Genomic DNA, 15,348 nt, shown 5'->3' with positions numbered 1-15,348 from the left:
GCGTGTCAGGGTTCGGTTAGTGGAAGCCAAAGGTTTGGTTTTGATATGCGCTCAATTGTTATCCAGTACAAAACTAAAAAGACAAAACCATTCATAAAAACAATTAGAGCAAATGCTTTCTTAATTTATTTCAATCACTTATAGGTAAATAAAGAATACATTTAGCAAGTTAATTTGTGACAAGAATTAAAAGTTCGAGATTAGCATTCCACATTTCAATCTATTCATTCGCATTTATAAAACGCGTTGACTACATTTCGCTTGCTTAAACGCACTTCTGGCAAACTATTTGAAAGAATAGGACGCAAAGCCACCGGTCTGTCGACAATTATTCTGTCTATGATAGCGGAGCTGCCACTTAATAGGATTTAAGTGCAAATGCGTGCCGGAGTGTTCTCTTTTTTGTCGGCCAAATACAGTAAGGACAAATAATGAAACAACTCCCAAAAAAATCACTCATCGCTCTGTCGCTACTAAGCGTTAGTGGTGCAAGCTTCGGTCACGGTTATGTCTCGGCATACAATAATGGCGTAGCTGAAAGCCGTGTAGCGCTGTGTAAGTTCCCTGCGAGTGATACACAAGAGAAGAACACCAACTGTGGTGGTATCCAATACGAACCGCAAAGTGTCGAAGGTCCTGAAGGCTTCCCAGAGGTTGGCCCTGCTGATGGAAAAATCGCTAGTGCGCAATCTTCTTTAGCGGCTGCGCTAGACGAGCAAACGGCAGACCGTTGGGTTAAACGCCCTATCCAATCTGGCTCTCAGTACTTTGAGTGGACATTTACAGCAAACCACGTGACTCACGATTGGAAATACTACATTACAAAACCAGACTGGAATCCAAACCAGCCTTTGGCTCGCAGTTCTTTTGATCTAACACCATTCTGTGTAGTCGAAGGCAATATGGAACAGCCACCAATGCAAGTAAGCCACTTGTGTAATGTCCCTGAGCGTGAAGGCTACCAAGTGATTCTTGCTGTTTGGGATGTGGGTGATACTGCAATGGCTTTCTACAACGTTATTGATGTGAAATTTGATGGCGATGGCCCGATCATTCCTGATTGGGACCAAGGCGGTCAAATCAACCCAACTCGCGACCTAAACATCGGTGATGCCGTTTACACTCGTGTCTTTGACCAATCTGGTGAGAACGCTTCATACAGCACAGAGCTAGTCATTGAGAACAACGAACAAGGTAAAGCGAATAACTGGTCTTATGCATTGGCATCAAAGATCAACCAAGAGCAGACGCAAATCAAAGCGGGTCAATTGAACGACCAAGGTGATTTCGCTCCTGTATACGGCTCAAATCCAGTTTACTTAAAAGCAGGTTCAGGCTTTAAGAGCGTAGAGATCGGCTACAAGATTGATACTCCAGAGCCAGAGCATGAAGTTGAAGTAACAGGTTTAGAATCAGAGTACATTATCGATGAGAGTCAACCGACTCAACTTGATCTTACTCTAGCGGCAACAGGCGATGTTCAAGCAGAACTCACGGTATACAACCACCATCGTGAAGCACTTGCGTCTCAGAAATCTGAACTTAAAGACGGACAAGTTGAAGATGTTCAGTTGACTCTGTCTAAATCTGAAGCTGGCCACCACATGCTTGTGGTTGTAACTAAGGATGACCAAGGCAACTTAGTTGACCAAAACACGCTTGATTTCCACCTTATGGACGAGCAAACACCGCCACCAGCAGGCGATTACGATTTCGTATTCCCTGAAAGCATTGAATCTTACACTGAAGGTACAAAAGTACTGAGCAGCGACGGTAGCGTTTATCAGTGTAAAGAGTTCCCATACTCTGGTTACTGTATTCAGTGGGCACCAACGGCAACTCAGTACGAACCTGGTGTAGGCTCACACTGGCAAGATGCTTGGTACAAAGTCGACTAATTGATCGCTCTGTGCTTACTTTCATGATAGTGAAACTAAGCAATCAGCCAAACAAAAACGGATGCCAAGCGCATCCGTTTTTTATTCAGTATTCATCTACAAGTCTGATCTTAAAGGAGGTAATGGTCTGCCAGCAAAGCAACAAACAAAATCATGAGATGATAAATAGAAAACTTGAATGTCTTCATCGCCATGTTAGGCTCATCACGATACTTCAATACCCAGGCATGATAAACAAACCCACCGTTGAGCACCAAAGACGCGCTCAGGTATATCCAACTGCTCATTCCAACCAATACTGGCAGCACACACACGATGCTCAGCAATAGTGTATACAGCAGAATTGAAGTCTTGGTGTAAGTTATCCCATGTGTCACAGGCAACATCGGGATATCTACCTTGGCATATTCGTCACGACGATGAATCGCAAGCGCCCAAAAGTGAGGAGGTGTCCAGATGAAGATGATCATCACCAGTAGCCATGCGTTGGAGTGCAACTCGTTAGTCACTGCCGTCCAACCCAATAAAGGTGGCATTGCCCCTGCGATCCCTGCAATGACAATGTTCTGTGGCGTCGCTCGTTTTAAATACATGGTATAGATAACCGCATAACCTAATAAGCTCGCAAAGGTTAGCCAAGCCGTAAGCGGGTTAACTAACAAGGCTAAAGTCACAAAACCAAGTAAACCGATACCTGCTGCAAAGGCGAATACTCGTACACTGCTGAGCTCACCCGATGGTAAAGGACGACGATTAGTACGAGACATTTGCCCGTCGATCTTCTTGTCGATCAAGTGATTAAATGCAGCAGCTGAACCCGCCATCAACCCTATCCCTACCATGCCAAATAATGCTTGCTGTAATGGCAATCCATTAGGCACCGCTAAACACATGCCGACTAATGCTGTTAACAACATCAAAGCAACCACTTTAGGCTTAGTCAGTGTTAAATAGACCTTCCAAGCTGCTTTGTTTTGAGCAGCAACTTCATGACTTGAAGCGGTATCTTGAACCACAATTTGATGCTGTGTTGAAGTTCTACTGACCATGATTACCTCCTTGTAATACACTGTTCTTTGCCAAGCGCTCACTTGGTTTTCGTTGCCACACTACAAAGTTTGTCGCAACCAGACTGACAAGCAGCATCGCCGCAACTAAGTTATGAAGCACTGCCACTGAAATCGGTAGATGGAACCACACGTTACTGATCCCTAAACTGACTTGCACGGCTAATACCAATGCCACAATGACACCCAGTTTTTGGTGCGCTGTTTGACCAAGCTTCCACAACTGATACACGACCATTAGCACCGTTATCGTTGCCACAATAGCGCCAAACCTATGCATGACATGTATGGTGAGCCTTGCGGGATACTCGAGCACACCAAACTCATAGTTATCATGCCCATGCTGTGCAAAGTCGAACGCATTCTTCAAATCTAGGTAGCTTATCCAATTACCTTCACAGATAGGCAGTTGAGTACATACCAGCGCGGCATAATTTGAAGACGTCCAACCGCCAAGTAAGATCTGTCCAATTACAACCATCAGGCCAAGTAACGCAGCAAACTTGCTCGTCGCCGAGTATGTCGTTTCACTGAACCGAGTCTGGAAATTAGAGAGGCGACAATACAGTAGGCAGAGCAGAGACAGCAGAGTGAACCCTCCCATCAAGTGCGCCATCACCACAACAGGCATCAGTTTGAGAGTCACTGTCCACATCCCTAACAAAGCTTGAAAGATCACCGTTGCTGCAATAAGTAACGGTAGTCCAGCAGAAGTGATGTTCTTCTTAATACACCAAGCAACTACAACAAAGATGAGAAGCCCTAATGAACCAGCAAAGTAGCGATGTATCATCTCTATCCAAGCTTTATCAGCCTCAAGAGCACGTTCAGGGAATTGGAGGTTAGCTTGGTTCACCGCTTGGGCATCTGAAGGTACCGTGAGCTTTCCATAACACCCAGGCCAGTCAGGGCAACCAAGCCCAGCATCCGATAATCGGGTATAAGCACCGAGCACAATCACTGTCAGCGTCAGTAAGATAGTCACTCGCATCACGAGCATGAGTAAATCAGGGGCTTTGTTCTGCATCGTTTATCTCCCTATACTTATTCCCTTTCGCTGCCAGAGTTCAGTCACCACAGTCAAACCGATTCGCTTATCAACTATCCAACACGTGATAGCTTTAGAAGCTTTCTGAGGTCATGAACCATGCCTTTGGACTGCCCGACTAACTGCGACGGTTCTGAGACACTTTTGTATTCCATAACGAGTTGCCCAAGGGGATCAATGATAACAATCGAAGCTGGTGCAAACTTAGTGCTCAACTGCTCCCCACCAGACAGAAATGACAAACCAGGTTTGTTAAATGCTCCTGGTAATGCATCCCCTTCAGAAACAAAAACCACAGCTGTCACTCGTTCTTTGTTCTTCCCTAGCGCTAAGTAGCTTTGGTTCAAGTAATGGAGTTGTTGTTCGCATAAGCTATCGCAGTCCGTTGGCGCAATGTAACCCACCAACCACCCTTCTCCTTCCATCGGCGTCGTCAGCCCAAAATCTTGTAGAGTCACTCTTGGCTCAACTAACTCCCCACTGTTTGTCACACCAGATGTGTACCAATTCTGCTCTAATACAGTTTTAGCAATAATGGCAGGTAAGGCGAAGACCAAGATCAACCCGATGAAGATAAGTCGACCACGTGAGCGGCGCTGTTTAAACGCAGCAAGATTAGCATCGGTACTTTCCTTTTTAGTTTGTGTTTGAGACTTATCCATTTTGATTCCCTGTATTAGTCGCTGCCGATCACTAACCGTGTTTATGTCGTTACAAGCATTTACTTCTTATTAATGTGACTATGTTTCTTCAAGTATCTGAACCCAATCAACAACATCAGCGAAAGCAATACTGCAGCCATCACAAACCATTGAAATGAGTAACCGAAGTGCTTCTCAGACTTCATCGCAGTCGGGCGCCATAGCATTTCATAAGGCCATGAATCTAAGCTCTGAGGTTGAAAAACGAACGGTAACACCTCTTGCCCTGTGTATTGTGATAACGCTTCTATGTTGATATTTTGAATCCTTTTCGGCGTCGTGTTTTCTAGCCCAAGTTCCTGACTTAACGGATTCACCGAACGTGTGTACAAGCGACCAGACATCTCGATTGGTAGCGTGATCTTTCCTATTCCTGGTAGCTCTCTTCTGTCATTACTTGCTGCAACGAATCCAAGATCGATCAAAAGCTGTTTTCTTCCATCTTGAGTTTGAACCTCGCCCAGCATGTAAATCACATACCCCACCGTTCCTTGATTGATTTGATTCTCCAGCAAGAGAATTAAACCACTCGATTTCACTAATTCGACGTCAGCTTTCAAGCCATTTAAGGTCGAAGGGGGCACCGGCTGCTGAGTTCCAATGCTTGCCTCTTGCCATTCATTGAGCACTGCATCTAGTGGTTTAGAAGGTTGCATAGCTCTCTGCGATAGCTGCTGCTCATAACGTAGTTTCTCGTTACCTCTGTCTAACTGCCATAAACCCAGCTTGATTAAAGTGCCGACTGAAACCAAAGTTAAAGCAACCGCAAACCAAAAACCTTTACTGCGGAACGTTCGTTCATCATGATTCAAACGGTTTGGAGTTATCACTATGGCGTCACCTACCTTTATCCTGTTATTCAAAGTTGTGTTAGTTGCCCTGCTGTTTTTCATTGCATTCAACTTAATGAAAGGGCTCATTCAAATCGCTTCTAGCAAACACAATGGCAAAAAGCTGAGTCACTTCTTGGGGCGTCGAGTCATGTGGTCAGCCGTTGCTGTGTTACTGCTATTGCTTGCTTTAGGGTCAGGAGTGATAACTCCCAACCCTCGTCCTTATTAAGCCCTTTAGCTCTGTCGCTTCGCTAAAGTACGTATACAAACACGAATAATCCTAACCACACCACATCAACAAAGTGCCAATACCAACTGCCGGCTTGGAATGCAAAATGGTCTTTGGGTGTAAAGTGATCTTTGGCAACCCTAGCCAACAGCACGATTAAAAAGATCGTCCCTAAGCAGACATGTAAACCATGGAAACCCGTCAGTAAGAAGAAGGTGTTGCCATAGATTCCCGATTGAAGAGTAAGGCCCATATCTTGATAAGCATGGATATACTCTTCAACTTGAAAAAATAGGAAGAACCCAGCCAGAACGATGGTGATCTCTAACCAAACGATTAATGCCATGCGCTTGTTTTGTTCGAGGCTTAGATGGGCCATATGCAGCGTGATGGACGAAAGCAATAGGATAATGGTGTTTTTGAGTGGAATTCCTTGCCATGGCATAGCTTGTGTTGTTACGCCATCCGGTGTCGTAGTCAGCGGCCACATTGATTGGAACATTGGCCACAATACTTCATGAGTCATTTCATTGTTGCCCGCCCCGCCAATCCATGGGACAGAAATCATACGAGCGTAGAACAGCGCGCCAAAGAAAGCACCGAAGAACATGATTTCAGAAAAGATGAACCAACTCATGCCTTGCCTGAAAGAGCGGGATATTTGCTCAGAATAGAGGCCGCTCAAGGATTCTGTAATCACGTTGCTAAACCAACCCGCAAGCATGTAAAGCAACACCGCAAACCCGACGAACAACACAGCCTTACCGAACACACCGCCAGCGGCATCAGTGCCCATGTTTTGCACGGTTAACCCTGCTCCAACCGCAACAAGAAATAGCGCAACGGCACCGACTAATGGCCAATGGCTTTGATGTGGAACGAAATAAACTTCCTTTTTAGAACTCATCGCTCAACTCCTTTTGTTGATTCTGGTTCCTAGTTACTCGCGATTACATTAGGCTCGGCACTACTTGATTCCCCGACCACCTCATTCGTAATGTTAAATAGCGTATAAGAGAGCGTCAGTGTGTGGATCGATTCTGGAATATCTGGCTCTATGTAAAATATCAAACCCATTTCAGCGCTTTTATACCCCTCTAATGGCTGCTGGTTAAAGCAGAAGCATTCCATCTTATTAAAGTAAGTCGCCCCCATCCCTGGAGATACTGAAGGCACAGCCTGCCCCACTAGAGAGTTTCCTGATAAATTTTTGGCGATGTAATTCGTTTGAATTACCTCACCAGGGTGAACCTCTAACACACGATCTTCAGGAACGAACTGCCAGGGCATATCAGGTTTGATGTGCGACATAAACTCCACACGAACCGTACGAGAATAATCTGGCTGCATACCCCGTGGCTGTACCGCAGACACGGTATTAGTTTTGCCGTTGATTCCCAAAGCCTCGCACATCACATCGTAGAGTGGCACCAAAGCAAAACCGAAGCCAAACATCGCCACAACACTCAATACCAAGTAGCCCGTTAGCTTTTTAGTTGATCGCTTCTTGATTGACTGCTTGGGTTGGTTTTCATCTTTACGTAGATCGCTTTGCTTATCGCTCATAGCCCATCTCCCTAATCGACTTTAGGCGGATGAGTAAAAGTATGATGAGGCGCAGGGCTTGGTACCGTCCACTCTAATCCTGCAGCACGTTCCCATGGCTTGCTTGGTGCTGGCTCGCCGCCTTTCACACACTTGATGACTAGCCACAAGAAGATGAGTTGCGATAAACCAAAGGCGAAGCCCCCTATCGACACCACTTGGTTAACGTCAGCGAACTGGATAGCGTAGTCTGGAATACGACGTGGCATCCCCGCTAAACCTAGGAAATGCATAGGGAAGAAAAGAACATTCACTGAGATTACTGACGTCCAGAAATGCCATAGACTGAGCTTGTGGTCGTACATATGACCAGTCCATTTAGGCAACCAATAATAAGCGGCGGCCATTATCGAGAACACAGCTCCAGTCACTAGAACATAGTGGAAGTGAGCCACTACAAAATAGGTGTCGTGGTATTGGAAATCTGCAGGGACAATAGCCAACATCAATCCAGATAAGCCGCCTATCGTGAACAGAACGATAAAGGCGATGGTGAATAGCATTGGGGTTTCGAAAGTCAATGCGCCTCGCCACATGGTTGCGACCCAGTTAAAGACTTTCACCCCCGTCGGCACAGCAATCAACATGGTGCAATACATAAAGAACAGCTCAGCAAAGACAGGCATCCCCGTGGTGAACATGTGATGCGCCCAAACTAGGAAGGACAAAATTGCAATACTACAGGTCGCGTACACCATTGAGTGGTAACCAAACAAGCGCTTGCCACTAAACGCCGGGATGATAGCCGAAACGATACCAAAAGACGGCAAAATCATGATGTACACTTCGGGGTGCCCAAAGAACCAGAATATGTGCTGGAACATGACGGGGTCACCGCCACCCGCAGCGTCAAAGAAGCTTGTCCCAAAGTATTTATCGGTCAACACCATGGTCACAGCCCCAGCGAGAACGGGCATTACGGCTATCAGCAAGAAAGCGGTAATTAACCAAGTCCAAACGAACATTGGCAATTTAAACCAAGTCATACCTGGAGCTCTCATGTTCACTATGGTCACGATGACATTGATCGCCCCCATGATCGAACTGATACCCATAATATGAACAGAGAATACAAATAGTGCTGTACTATCAGGGCCATAAGTCGTTGAGAGCGGCGCGTAGAATGTCCAACCAAAACTCGGTCCGCCTCCCTCAGTAAACAAAGAGCCAATCAAGATTAAGAAAGCAAAAGGTAAAATCCAGAAGCTGAGGTTGTTCATTCTAGGTAACGCCATATCTGGAGCGCCGATCATCATAGGGATCATCCAGTTGGCGAGCCCCGTAAATGCTGGCATTACCGCGCCAAATACCATGATCAAGCCATGAACTGTAGTCATCTGGTTGAAGAAATCAGGTTCAACAAGTTGTAGACCCGGTTGGAATAGCTCCGCACGGATCACCATCGCCATCGCACCGCCGGTTAGGAACATTGCGAAACTGAACCACAGGTATAGCGTACCTATGTCTTTATGATTGGTTGAATACAACCAACGCGCCCACCCTTTTGGAGCGGCATGGGAATCGTGATCGTCCGAAGGTAAGTCATGGCTGTCTAAGGTACCATCTAAAGTATGACTTAGAGCCTGGTCTTCTGCAGGCGCCGATTTCACCGGCTTTTCGATTGGTGAACTCATAGCTGCTCCTTAGCATCACTTTGTGCTTCATCCGCAGAGCCTTCCGCTCCACCCGACTGTTTAACCTTATAGGCATTAACATCTGAAGCTTGAACCACATCGCCAGTGTCATTCCCCCAAGCATTTCGTTGGTAGGTCACGACTGCTGCAATCTCTTTCTCAGTCAACTGATTGTCGAAGGCTTGCATTGCCGTGCCTCCTCGACCGTAAACAATAGTGTCGATATGCACATCGACATCTCCTAAAGCAACAGGGCTTCCTTTGATACCCGGAAATGCACCAGGAATACCTTCACCATTTGCTTGGTGACATACAGCACATCGAGTTTTGTAAACCTCTTCACCTATAGTGTTCAACTCTTCCAAAGAAAGTGACGCGTCTAACGCATCTTGAGCCGCTTGTTGTGCGGCAATCGTTAGCTCTTTCTGTTCTGCTAACCATGCGTCAAACTCATCTTCTGCCATGGCATGCACTACTATCGGCATGAAGCCGTGAGCACGACCACAAAGCTCTGCACACTGTCCTCGGTAAACGCCTGGTTCATCAATTTTTGTCCAAGCTTCGTTAATGAAACCCGGAATGGTATCTTTTTTAACGGCAAAGGCCGGAACCCACCAAGAGTGAATCACATCATCTGAAGTCATCAAGAAGCGAACTTTTCGATCGACAGGAAGGACGAGTGGTTTATCAACCTCTAGCAAGTAATGAGCGCCTTTCACTTCAATGCCTTCGATTTCTTTATCACTGGTTGCCAGCAAGCTGAAGAATTCAACATCTTCGCCAAAATAACTGTAATGCCATTTCCATTGTGAGCCAGTAATTTTAACTGTGAGTTCAGATTGGGAGGTGTCTTCCATCGCTATCAAGGTTTTAGTAGCGGGAATCGCCATTGCGATGAGAATAATAATAGGAATGATGGTCCAGAGGATTTCAACTTTGGTGCTTTCGTGAAAATGAGCGGCCACCGCGCCCTTCGACTTTCGATGCCTCAGAATCGAGTAAAACATAACACCGAACACAACGAAGGCGATTGCACAGCAGATGTAGAAGATCAACATGTGAAGTTCATACACTTGACCACTGATCTCTGTTACACCTTGTGTCATGTTATATTCGCTACTCGCATTCACCCACGGCGAAATCGACAGCACAACAAAACTGTTCAAAAGCCACGCTAGCCTAACCAGTAATCTTTTCAAAAGATCTCTCCTTATCCTTCCTAATTGGATACATGCGACCTAAATGTCGTTGCGAACCCAACACCACTCATTGCTGTACCGGCTTCGCATGAAAAGGCTGAATCTCAATCTACTACTCTCGTGAGCACAGCCTATAACGGGCTGCTAGATCCTCTTAACTTACCGACTTATACGTCTATCAAAGTCTGGAGGTTTCAACGAAAGATTCAAAAACGGCGAAATTGTTCAATTTTGTTATATTTATGTAAAAGGCTAGTTAGTGATATCCAATTGTTCAAGGTAAGTTTACTTACAAAATAGTCAATTATTTAGAATGGCTTAGCCCACTTGTCTTTGTCGTTGGAATTTATTTTTAATCGAGTTTTACGATTGCTTTCATAGAAATGATAATCAATATCACTTAAATTAATCCCAACAGTAAGTCATACCGACATAAAAAGGTTCAGTGATTATGCAAGATGCTATGAATTGGTTAGCGAGAGACCCAGATCCAAGAACTCGTGAAGAGCTACAACACCTCATTGATGAGGGAATGCACGACGAATTGAAAGACCGCTTTACGCAGCGATTAGAATTCGGAACAGCGGGTCTTCGAGGTAAAGTAGGATGTGGCCCAAACAGAATGAACCGCTTAGTCATTCAAGAAACCGCGACCGGGCTTGGTCACTATCTAATTGAACATGTAGCAAACGCGACCATGAGAGGTGTCGTTGTGGGCTATGATGGCCGATTAGATTCAAAGCAATTCGCGATTGATACCGCTTCAGTACTGACGGCTTTAGGCATCAAGGTTTATCTAACATCGAATGTAGCTGCGACCCCTATCGTTGCTTTTGGTATCGAGCATTTCAACGCAGCAGCGGCCGTTGTGGTGACTGCTAGCCACAACCCACCTGAATATAACGGCTTCAAGGTATACTGGGAAAATGGCGCACAAATTATACCGCCTCATGATGCAGGTATTGCCGCTGAAATTGACTCCGCAGCGACTAAGCCAATCCCTTTGATGAGCCTCAGTGATGCAGAAACGCAAGGCAAGTTAGTGTGGCTCACCGAGGGTTACTATCAAACCTACCGCGCTGCGATCAACAAAAGCCCATTTGTAAAGAACGATATCGAGTCTGCTAATACCACCATCGCTTATACAGCAATGCATGGGGTGGGCGCGCAGATGGCAGAAGATCTTCTGCACGACTCGGGTTTCCATAAGGTATTCAGCGTTGCAGAGCAAAGAGAACCTGATGGCCACTTCCCAACGGTGAATTTCCCTAACCCAGAAGAAAAAGGGGCAATGGATCTTGTGGTTAATCTAGCAAAAAGCGTCGATGCAGATATTGCTTGTGCTAATGACCCTGATGCGGACCGATTTGCGGTTGCAGTAAGAACAGATGAAGGCTCATACAAAATGCTGACTGGCGATCAGGTCGGTGTGCTATTCGCGCATTACTTGTTATCAAAACCTCACACCAAAAATCAATTGGTGGGTAACAGTATCGTATCGTCTACCCTGCTTGAGAAAGTAGCTAACTCTCACAACGCTACCTACTTCCAAACTCTGACCGGGTTTAAATGGTTAGCTAACATTGGCATGCAGTTGGAAGATGAACAGAACGAATTCCTATTCGCCTATGAAGAGGCGCTAGGCTACACGATTGGAACTCAAGTCCGCGATAAAGATGGTTTGTCAGCCATTGTCGTTTTCGCACAACTGGTCGAGGAGCTAAAATCTCAAGGTCGAACAGTGTGGGATCTTCTGGCTCAGATTTCCTTCGAACATGGTGTTCATACCAATGCGCAGCGCAGTATCGCGCTGGACCCAGATTCACCTTCAATTGGCTCTAAGCTTCGCGCAGCACAACCAAAAACAATCAATGGCATTGCGATATCTGTGATTGAAGATCTTCACTCTTCGCTACGCTTCATTACTGGTGGTGCAACAGAGGCGATAAACCTCCCTGCGAGTGACGTACTCATCTATCATCTCGAAGATGGTTCTCGCATTATCGTCCGCCCATCGGGCACAGAGCCAAAGGTTAAGGTTTATTACGAAACCGTGACAAAATTTGAGGGGACAGAAACCTATGACGACACTCGTCAGCGAGGTGAAGAATATATGGATAAGCTCATCGAACAACACCAGAAAGAGCTCAACTCTTAACGGATTAGCGCATTAAGAATGCATCAGTTAAATTAAAAATGGACGCTCTAAGCGTCCATTTTTCTTTAAACATCTGGTTGCGGATAATCGCGTTTGGTTGTTACTTATGAAGTGAAGAAAGAAGACAGCATCCAAACCGCTAATACAACAAATACGCCACCCATCACTTTCTGTTGATAGGTACGAAACTTAGCATTTTCTACCAGTGACTTACCGATGGTACCTACCAGAGCTACAAGCAAGAAGTTGAACGTTAAGCCTAAAACATTCAGTAGTAAGCCTAGTACCAACATCTGCTCTCCTGATGTCGCCTCAATATTTGTCGACACGAACTGAGGTAAAAACATCACAAAAAACACTAGAGCTTTAGGATTGAGTAGGTTACTGATCAACGCTCTTTGGTAGTAAGCCTTTGCGGCAAAATTATCAGTCAGTTCAGGTGCGTTGCCCTGCTCTGTTCGCAGGCAGTCCCACCCCATTTTTAGCAAGTATGTACCACCTAATAGATGGAGAGCATTCAAAGCAACAGGGCTCATTGCGATTAATGCAGATACACCCATCGCCGCTAAAACAGTAAGAATGATCCCTGAAGTCGCGTTACCTAAGCTCGCAAAGACACCAACCTTGCGACCATAACTCATGCTTGAGCTAGCAATCAGCAACATATCAGGACCAGGTAAAAGAAGAAGAGCGACGACGGCAGTCAAGTAAACAGGCAGAATGGTTAAATCGATCATGAGGTTCAGCATTGATAAAAATGGAGGCGGATTTTATATCAATTACCAACACCCTTCCAGATGCAATCAGTTGTACCGCAGCCAAAATATCGAATTAAAAACCAACATCATAAAATCAGACCAAATTATTAACTAAATCGATAACAATAATTAACTCGCGACCCACTCGATCTCTATCAATGTTGTCTCACCACACTTAAGGCGACCTAGGAAAATATCACCTTGGTGCACTTCTCCGACGCCTTTCGGGGTGCCTGTCATCACAACATCGCCATCCAGCAAGGTCGTGTAAGAAGAGAGCTCTTCGAGGATAGTTTTCGGGGAATATAGCATCTGCTCAACGTGCCCTTTCTGAACACGAACACAGTTAATAAACAGCTCTAGATTCAAGTCTTCAAGATCCAAATCTGTTGTGGGTACAAAGCGGCTAAGAACGGCAGAACCATCAAACGCTTTAGCGCGCTCCCAAGGCAAGCCTTTCGCTTTCAAGCTGCTTTGCAGCTCGCGCTTAGTCAGATCTAACCCTAAACCTACTGCTGAATATTGACCGTTTTCAACGATGAAACAAATTTCTGCTTCATAGTGTAGGGCTTCCTGATGAAAAGAAGAGAGGGAAGAAGTTACGCTAGTACAGGGCTTATTGAACACCACCATAGCGTCTGGGATCGCGTTGTTAAGTTCTTCAATATGATCGACATAGTTACGCCCAACACACAGCACTTTCGTCGGTGTCGCTATTCGTTTCGAATTCATTAACTTTTCCTGATCTACCACGCTGCTCATAGTTTATCCCTGAACTATTTTTGGAATGCAGAGTTTACCTCATCACAAAGAGAGAATCTTCGACAAGCTGGCTACTGATCTCTAAATTCTGATCTTTAGCTCAATTCGCTCATTGGGAAGTTTTCATAAGGAAATCGCGGTATAAGAAATGGCCATTCAAAACAGAAGTACAAAACGAAAAAAGCCCTCTCCAACCAAAAGGTTTGAGAGGGCTTAGCATGGTGTCTAGGACAGTATCCTAAAAGGTAAACCTAAGGAGTAAACACTATGCTAAATCAGTCTGCGACTTATAGGTAGTAACGAGCACCAAGAGTCCACTTGTCATCAGTAGTGCGACCGTTGTCATCGTTTAGGTCAAATTGGTAACCAGTGTAACCTACAAAGTTGCTAGTGAAGTTGTACTCAGCTTGTAGAGCTAGCTCTTCACGAGCTGTAGTAGTTGTACCACCTTTGAATACTTCGCCTTCAACTACTTCGTAGTTCACGCTAAGGTTTAGGCTGTTTGCAAAAGCGTATGCAGCTAATAGTTCGTAAGCATCGCTCTCTTCAAGAGTAGTACCGCTTACAAGGCCAGCATTCATATTCTCGTTGAAGCCGTAGATACCAGCAAGGTATAGACCTGAGCCGTAAGAACCGTATGCTGCAGATATTAGGTGAGATTCAGCAGTCTTAGAAACACCAGAATCCGTGAAGTCACCAGTGTTGAATGCGTAGCCTAATTTAACGCCAGCAATAGAGTAACCAAGAGTTGCTTGAACACGGTCACCGTAAGAAACAGTTGAGCGAGTTGTAACAATTACACCGCCAACGTTTCTTTCTGTATCAGTAGTAACATCGTTGTCACCTTGCCAACCTAGACCAAAGCTAAACTCACCAGCTTCACCTAGCTCAAATGCATTGCGGTAGCTAAGCATTTTGTCTGCACGACCAGTACCAAGAGCACCGTGGTTGTCGTATAAGAAGTCATTCGCAAACGCGATTGGCATATCTGTCGCTGCCGCTACATCGTAGTAAGGAGACCATTGTGTACCTGCAACTGCACGACCAAACTCATCGTGAGTTAGACCAACGTAACCTAGACGAGTTGTGAATGTCTCATCACCACCATCTAGGTAGTTAAGTGCCCATTCGCCTTTAGCGTCAGCTGTGAAGCCGTTGCCTAATTCTTGAGTAGCGTTAAAGTTGATACGTGGAGAGTTAGTACCAACATCAGTCTCGCCTTCTTCTGAACCATTAACGTTCACTGAAACGTGGCCGCCAACTGAGAATGTTGTGCCGTCTTCGTTGTAAAGTTCTACTGCAACTGCCTGTGTACCAAATACTGCACCAGAAATCGCTAGCGCTAAAAGTTTCTTATTCATTGTCATATCCATTTGTAGCTGGGTGAGTTATTCACTAACAACCTCGTGCTTACGGAGAAGTTGTTACCTGCATTTAACAAGTAGGCAAACACTAA

General features: G+C 45.3%; 14 protein-coding genes and 1 riboswitch. Of the genes, 3 read left to right on the top strand and 11 right to left on the bottom strand.

The window, feature by feature from the left end; all coding sequences use genetic code 11:
* The first annotated feature begins 269 nt into the window (after nt 1-269).
* Nucleotides 270-359, top strand: a riboswitch (cyclic di-GMP riboswitch).
* A 72-nt stretch (nt 360-431) separates the two neighbouring features.
* A complete protein-coding gene (gbpA, locus tag F0228_RS00535) occupies nt 432-1,898 on the top strand; it encodes an N-acetylglucosamine-binding protein GbpA (RefSeq protein WP_137407079.1) in 1,467 nt (488 codons plus the stop codon).
* Nucleotides 1,899-2,008: 110 nt separating this feature from the next.
* Here gbpA and cyoE read toward each other — a convergent pair whose 3' ends face one another.
* From cyoE to F0228_RS00515, 4 genes are all read right to left on the bottom strand, one after another.
* A complete protein-coding gene (gene cyoE, locus F0228_RS00530; RefSeq protein ID WP_116870880.1) occupies nt 2,009-2,947 on the bottom strand; it encodes a heme o synthase in 939 nt (312 codons plus the stop codon).
* The gene (locus tag F0228_RS00525) at nt 2,937-3,992 is read right to left on the bottom strand and encodes a COX15/CtaA family protein (RefSeq protein ID WP_171731348.1); all 1,056 of its coding nucleotides are present in this window, start codon (nt 3,990-3,992) and stop codon (nt 2,937-2,939) included. Before F0228_RS00525 ends, cyoE begins: the two co-directional genes overlap by 11 nt.
* A 74-nt stretch (nt 3,993-4,066) precedes the next feature.
* Nucleotides 4,067-4,675 carry a hypothetical protein gene (locus tag F0228_RS00520; protein ID WP_171731347.1) on the bottom strand — a complete coding sequence of 203 codons (609 nt, stop codon included), beginning with the start codon at nt 4,673-4,675 and terminating at the stop codon, nt 4,067-4,069.
* Between the two features lie 59 nt (nt 4,676-4,734).
* Entirely contained in the window at nt 4,735-5,634 is a 900-nt protein-coding gene (locus F0228_RS00515) for an SURF1 family protein (RefSeq protein WP_171731346.1), read from the bottom strand.
* Between F0228_RS00515 and F0228_RS00510 the strand changes: the two genes are divergently transcribed.
* The gene (locus F0228_RS00510) at nt 5,546-5,776 is read left to right on the top strand and encodes a DUF2909 family protein (RefSeq protein ID WP_061031236.1); all 231 of its coding nucleotides are present in this window, start codon (nt 5,546-5,548) and stop codon (nt 5,774-5,776) included. The genes F0228_RS00515 and F0228_RS00510 overlap by 89 nt on opposite strands.
* Before the next feature lie 22 nt (nt 5,777-5,798).
* Here F0228_RS00510 and F0228_RS00505 read toward each other — a convergent pair whose 3' ends face one another.
* From F0228_RS00505 to coxB, 4 genes are read right to left on the bottom strand one after another with little or no spacing between them, the layout of a single operon-like run.
* The gene (locus F0228_RS00505; RefSeq protein ID WP_105057991.1) at nt 5,799-6,683 is read right to left on the bottom strand and encodes a cytochrome c oxidase subunit 3; all 885 of its coding nucleotides are present in this window, start codon (nt 6,681-6,683) and stop codon (nt 5,799-5,801) included.
* Nucleotides 6,684-6,712: 29 nt separating this feature from the next.
* On the bottom strand, nt 6,713-7,342 hold the full coding sequence (locus F0228_RS00500; RefSeq protein ID WP_171761667.1) for a cytochrome c oxidase assembly protein: 630 nt from the start codon (nt 7,340-7,342) through the stop codon (nt 6,713-6,715).
* 11 nt (nt 7,343-7,353) lie between these two features.
* Nucleotides 7,354-9,015 carry a cytochrome c oxidase subunit I gene (gene ctaD, locus F0228_RS00495; protein WP_171761666.1) on the bottom strand — a complete coding sequence of 554 codons (1,662 nt, stop codon included), beginning with the start codon at nt 9,013-9,015 and terminating at the stop codon, nt 7,354-7,356.
* Complete coding sequence (coxB, locus tag F0228_RS00490; protein WP_116870887.1) at nt 9,012-10,214, bottom strand: cytochrome c oxidase subunit II; 1,203 nt, start codon at nt 10,212-10,214, stop codon at nt 9,012-9,014. Before coxB ends, ctaD begins: the two co-directional genes overlap by 4 nt.
* Nucleotides 10,215-10,665: 451 nt before the next feature.
* Here coxB and F0228_RS00485 point away from each other — a divergent pair, with 451 nt between their 5' ends.
* Nucleotides 10,666-12,372, top strand: a complete 1,707-nt coding sequence (locus F0228_RS00485) for a phospho-sugar mutase (protein ID WP_116870888.1) — start codon at nt 10,666-10,668, stop codon at nt 12,370-12,372.
* Nucleotides 12,373-12,476: 104 nt separating this feature from the next.
* Here the strand turns inward: F0228_RS00485 and F0228_RS00480 are convergent, their stop codons facing one another.
* The 3 genes from F0228_RS00480 to F0228_RS00470 all read right to left on the bottom strand — a co-directional run bounded on the left by F0228_RS00480 (nt 12,477) and on the right by F0228_RS00470 (nt 15,253).
* Nucleotides 12,477-13,109: a LysE family translocator gene (locus F0228_RS00480; protein WP_061031342.1), complete on the bottom strand. Its 633-nt coding sequence runs from the start codon at nt 13,107-13,109 to the stop codon at nt 12,477-12,479.
* Between the two features lie 150 nt (nt 13,110-13,259).
* Complete coding sequence (locus tag F0228_RS00475; protein WP_116870889.1) at nt 13,260-13,892, bottom strand: fumarylacetoacetate hydrolase family protein; 633 nt, start codon at nt 13,890-13,892, stop codon at nt 13,260-13,262.
* 287 nt (nt 13,893-14,179) lie between these two features.
* Nucleotides 14,180-15,253 carry a porin gene (locus F0228_RS00470; RefSeq protein WP_116870890.1) on the bottom strand — a complete coding sequence of 358 codons (1,074 nt, stop codon included), beginning with the start codon at nt 15,251-15,253 and terminating at the stop codon, nt 14,180-14,182.
* Nucleotides 15,254-15,348 lie beyond the last annotated feature (95 nt).

The organism is Vibrio sp. 99K-1 (genome assembly GCF_013114585.1).
GTDB classification, from domain to species: domain Bacteria; phylum Pseudomonadota; class Gammaproteobacteria; order Enterobacterales; family Vibrionaceae; genus Vibrio; species Vibrio chagasii_B.
This window is presented reverse-complemented; position numbering and strand designations above follow the sequence as displayed.

Coding starts and splice junctions, on each gene's coding strand:
- gbpA (WP_137407079.1), top strand. CDS start 432: ATGAAACAACTCCCAAAAAAATCACTCATCGCTCTGTCGCTACTAAGC.
- cyoE (WP_116870880.1), bottom strand. CDS start 2,947: ATGGTCAGTAGAACTTCAACACAGCATCAAATTGTGGTTCAAGATACC.
- F0228_RS00525 (WP_171731348.1), bottom strand. CDS start 3,992: ATGCAGAACAAAGCCCCTGATTTACTCATGCTCGTGATGCGAGTGACT.
- F0228_RS00520 (WP_171731347.1), bottom strand. CDS start 4,675: ATGGATAAGTCTCAAACACAAACTAAAAAGGAAAGTACCGATGCTAAT.
- F0228_RS00510 (WP_061031236.1), top strand. CDS start 5,546: ATGGCGTCACCTACCTTTATCCTGTTATTCAAAGTTGTGTTAGTTGCC.
- F0228_RS00515 (WP_171731346.1), bottom strand. CDS start 5,634: ATGAGCCCTTTCATTAAGTTGAATGCAATGAAAAACAGCAGGGCAACT.
- F0228_RS00505 (WP_105057991.1), bottom strand. CDS start 6,683: ATGAGTTCTAAAAAGGAAGTTTATTTCGTTCCACATCAAAGCCATTGG.
- F0228_RS00500 (WP_171761667.1), bottom strand. CDS start 7,342: ATGAGCGATAAGCAAAGCGATCTACGTAAAGATGAAAACCAACCCAAG.
- ctaD (WP_171761666.1), bottom strand. CDS start 9,015: ATGAGTTCACCAATCGAAAAGCCGGTGAAATCGGCGCCTGCAGAAGAC.
- F0228_RS00485 (WP_116870888.1), top strand. CDS start 10,666: ATGCAAGATGCTATGAATTGGTTAGCGAGAGACCCAGATCCAAGAACT.
- F0228_RS00480 (WP_061031342.1), bottom strand. CDS start 13,109: ATGATCGATTTAACCATTCTGCCTGTTTACTTGACTGCCGTCGTCGCT.
- F0228_RS00475 (WP_116870889.1), bottom strand. CDS start 13,892: ATGAGCAGCGTGGTAGATCAGGAAAAGTTAATGAATTCGAAACGAATA.
- F0228_RS00470 (WP_116870890.1), bottom strand. CDS start 15,253: ATGAATAAGAAACTTTTAGCGCTAGCGATTTCTGGTGCAGTATTTGGT.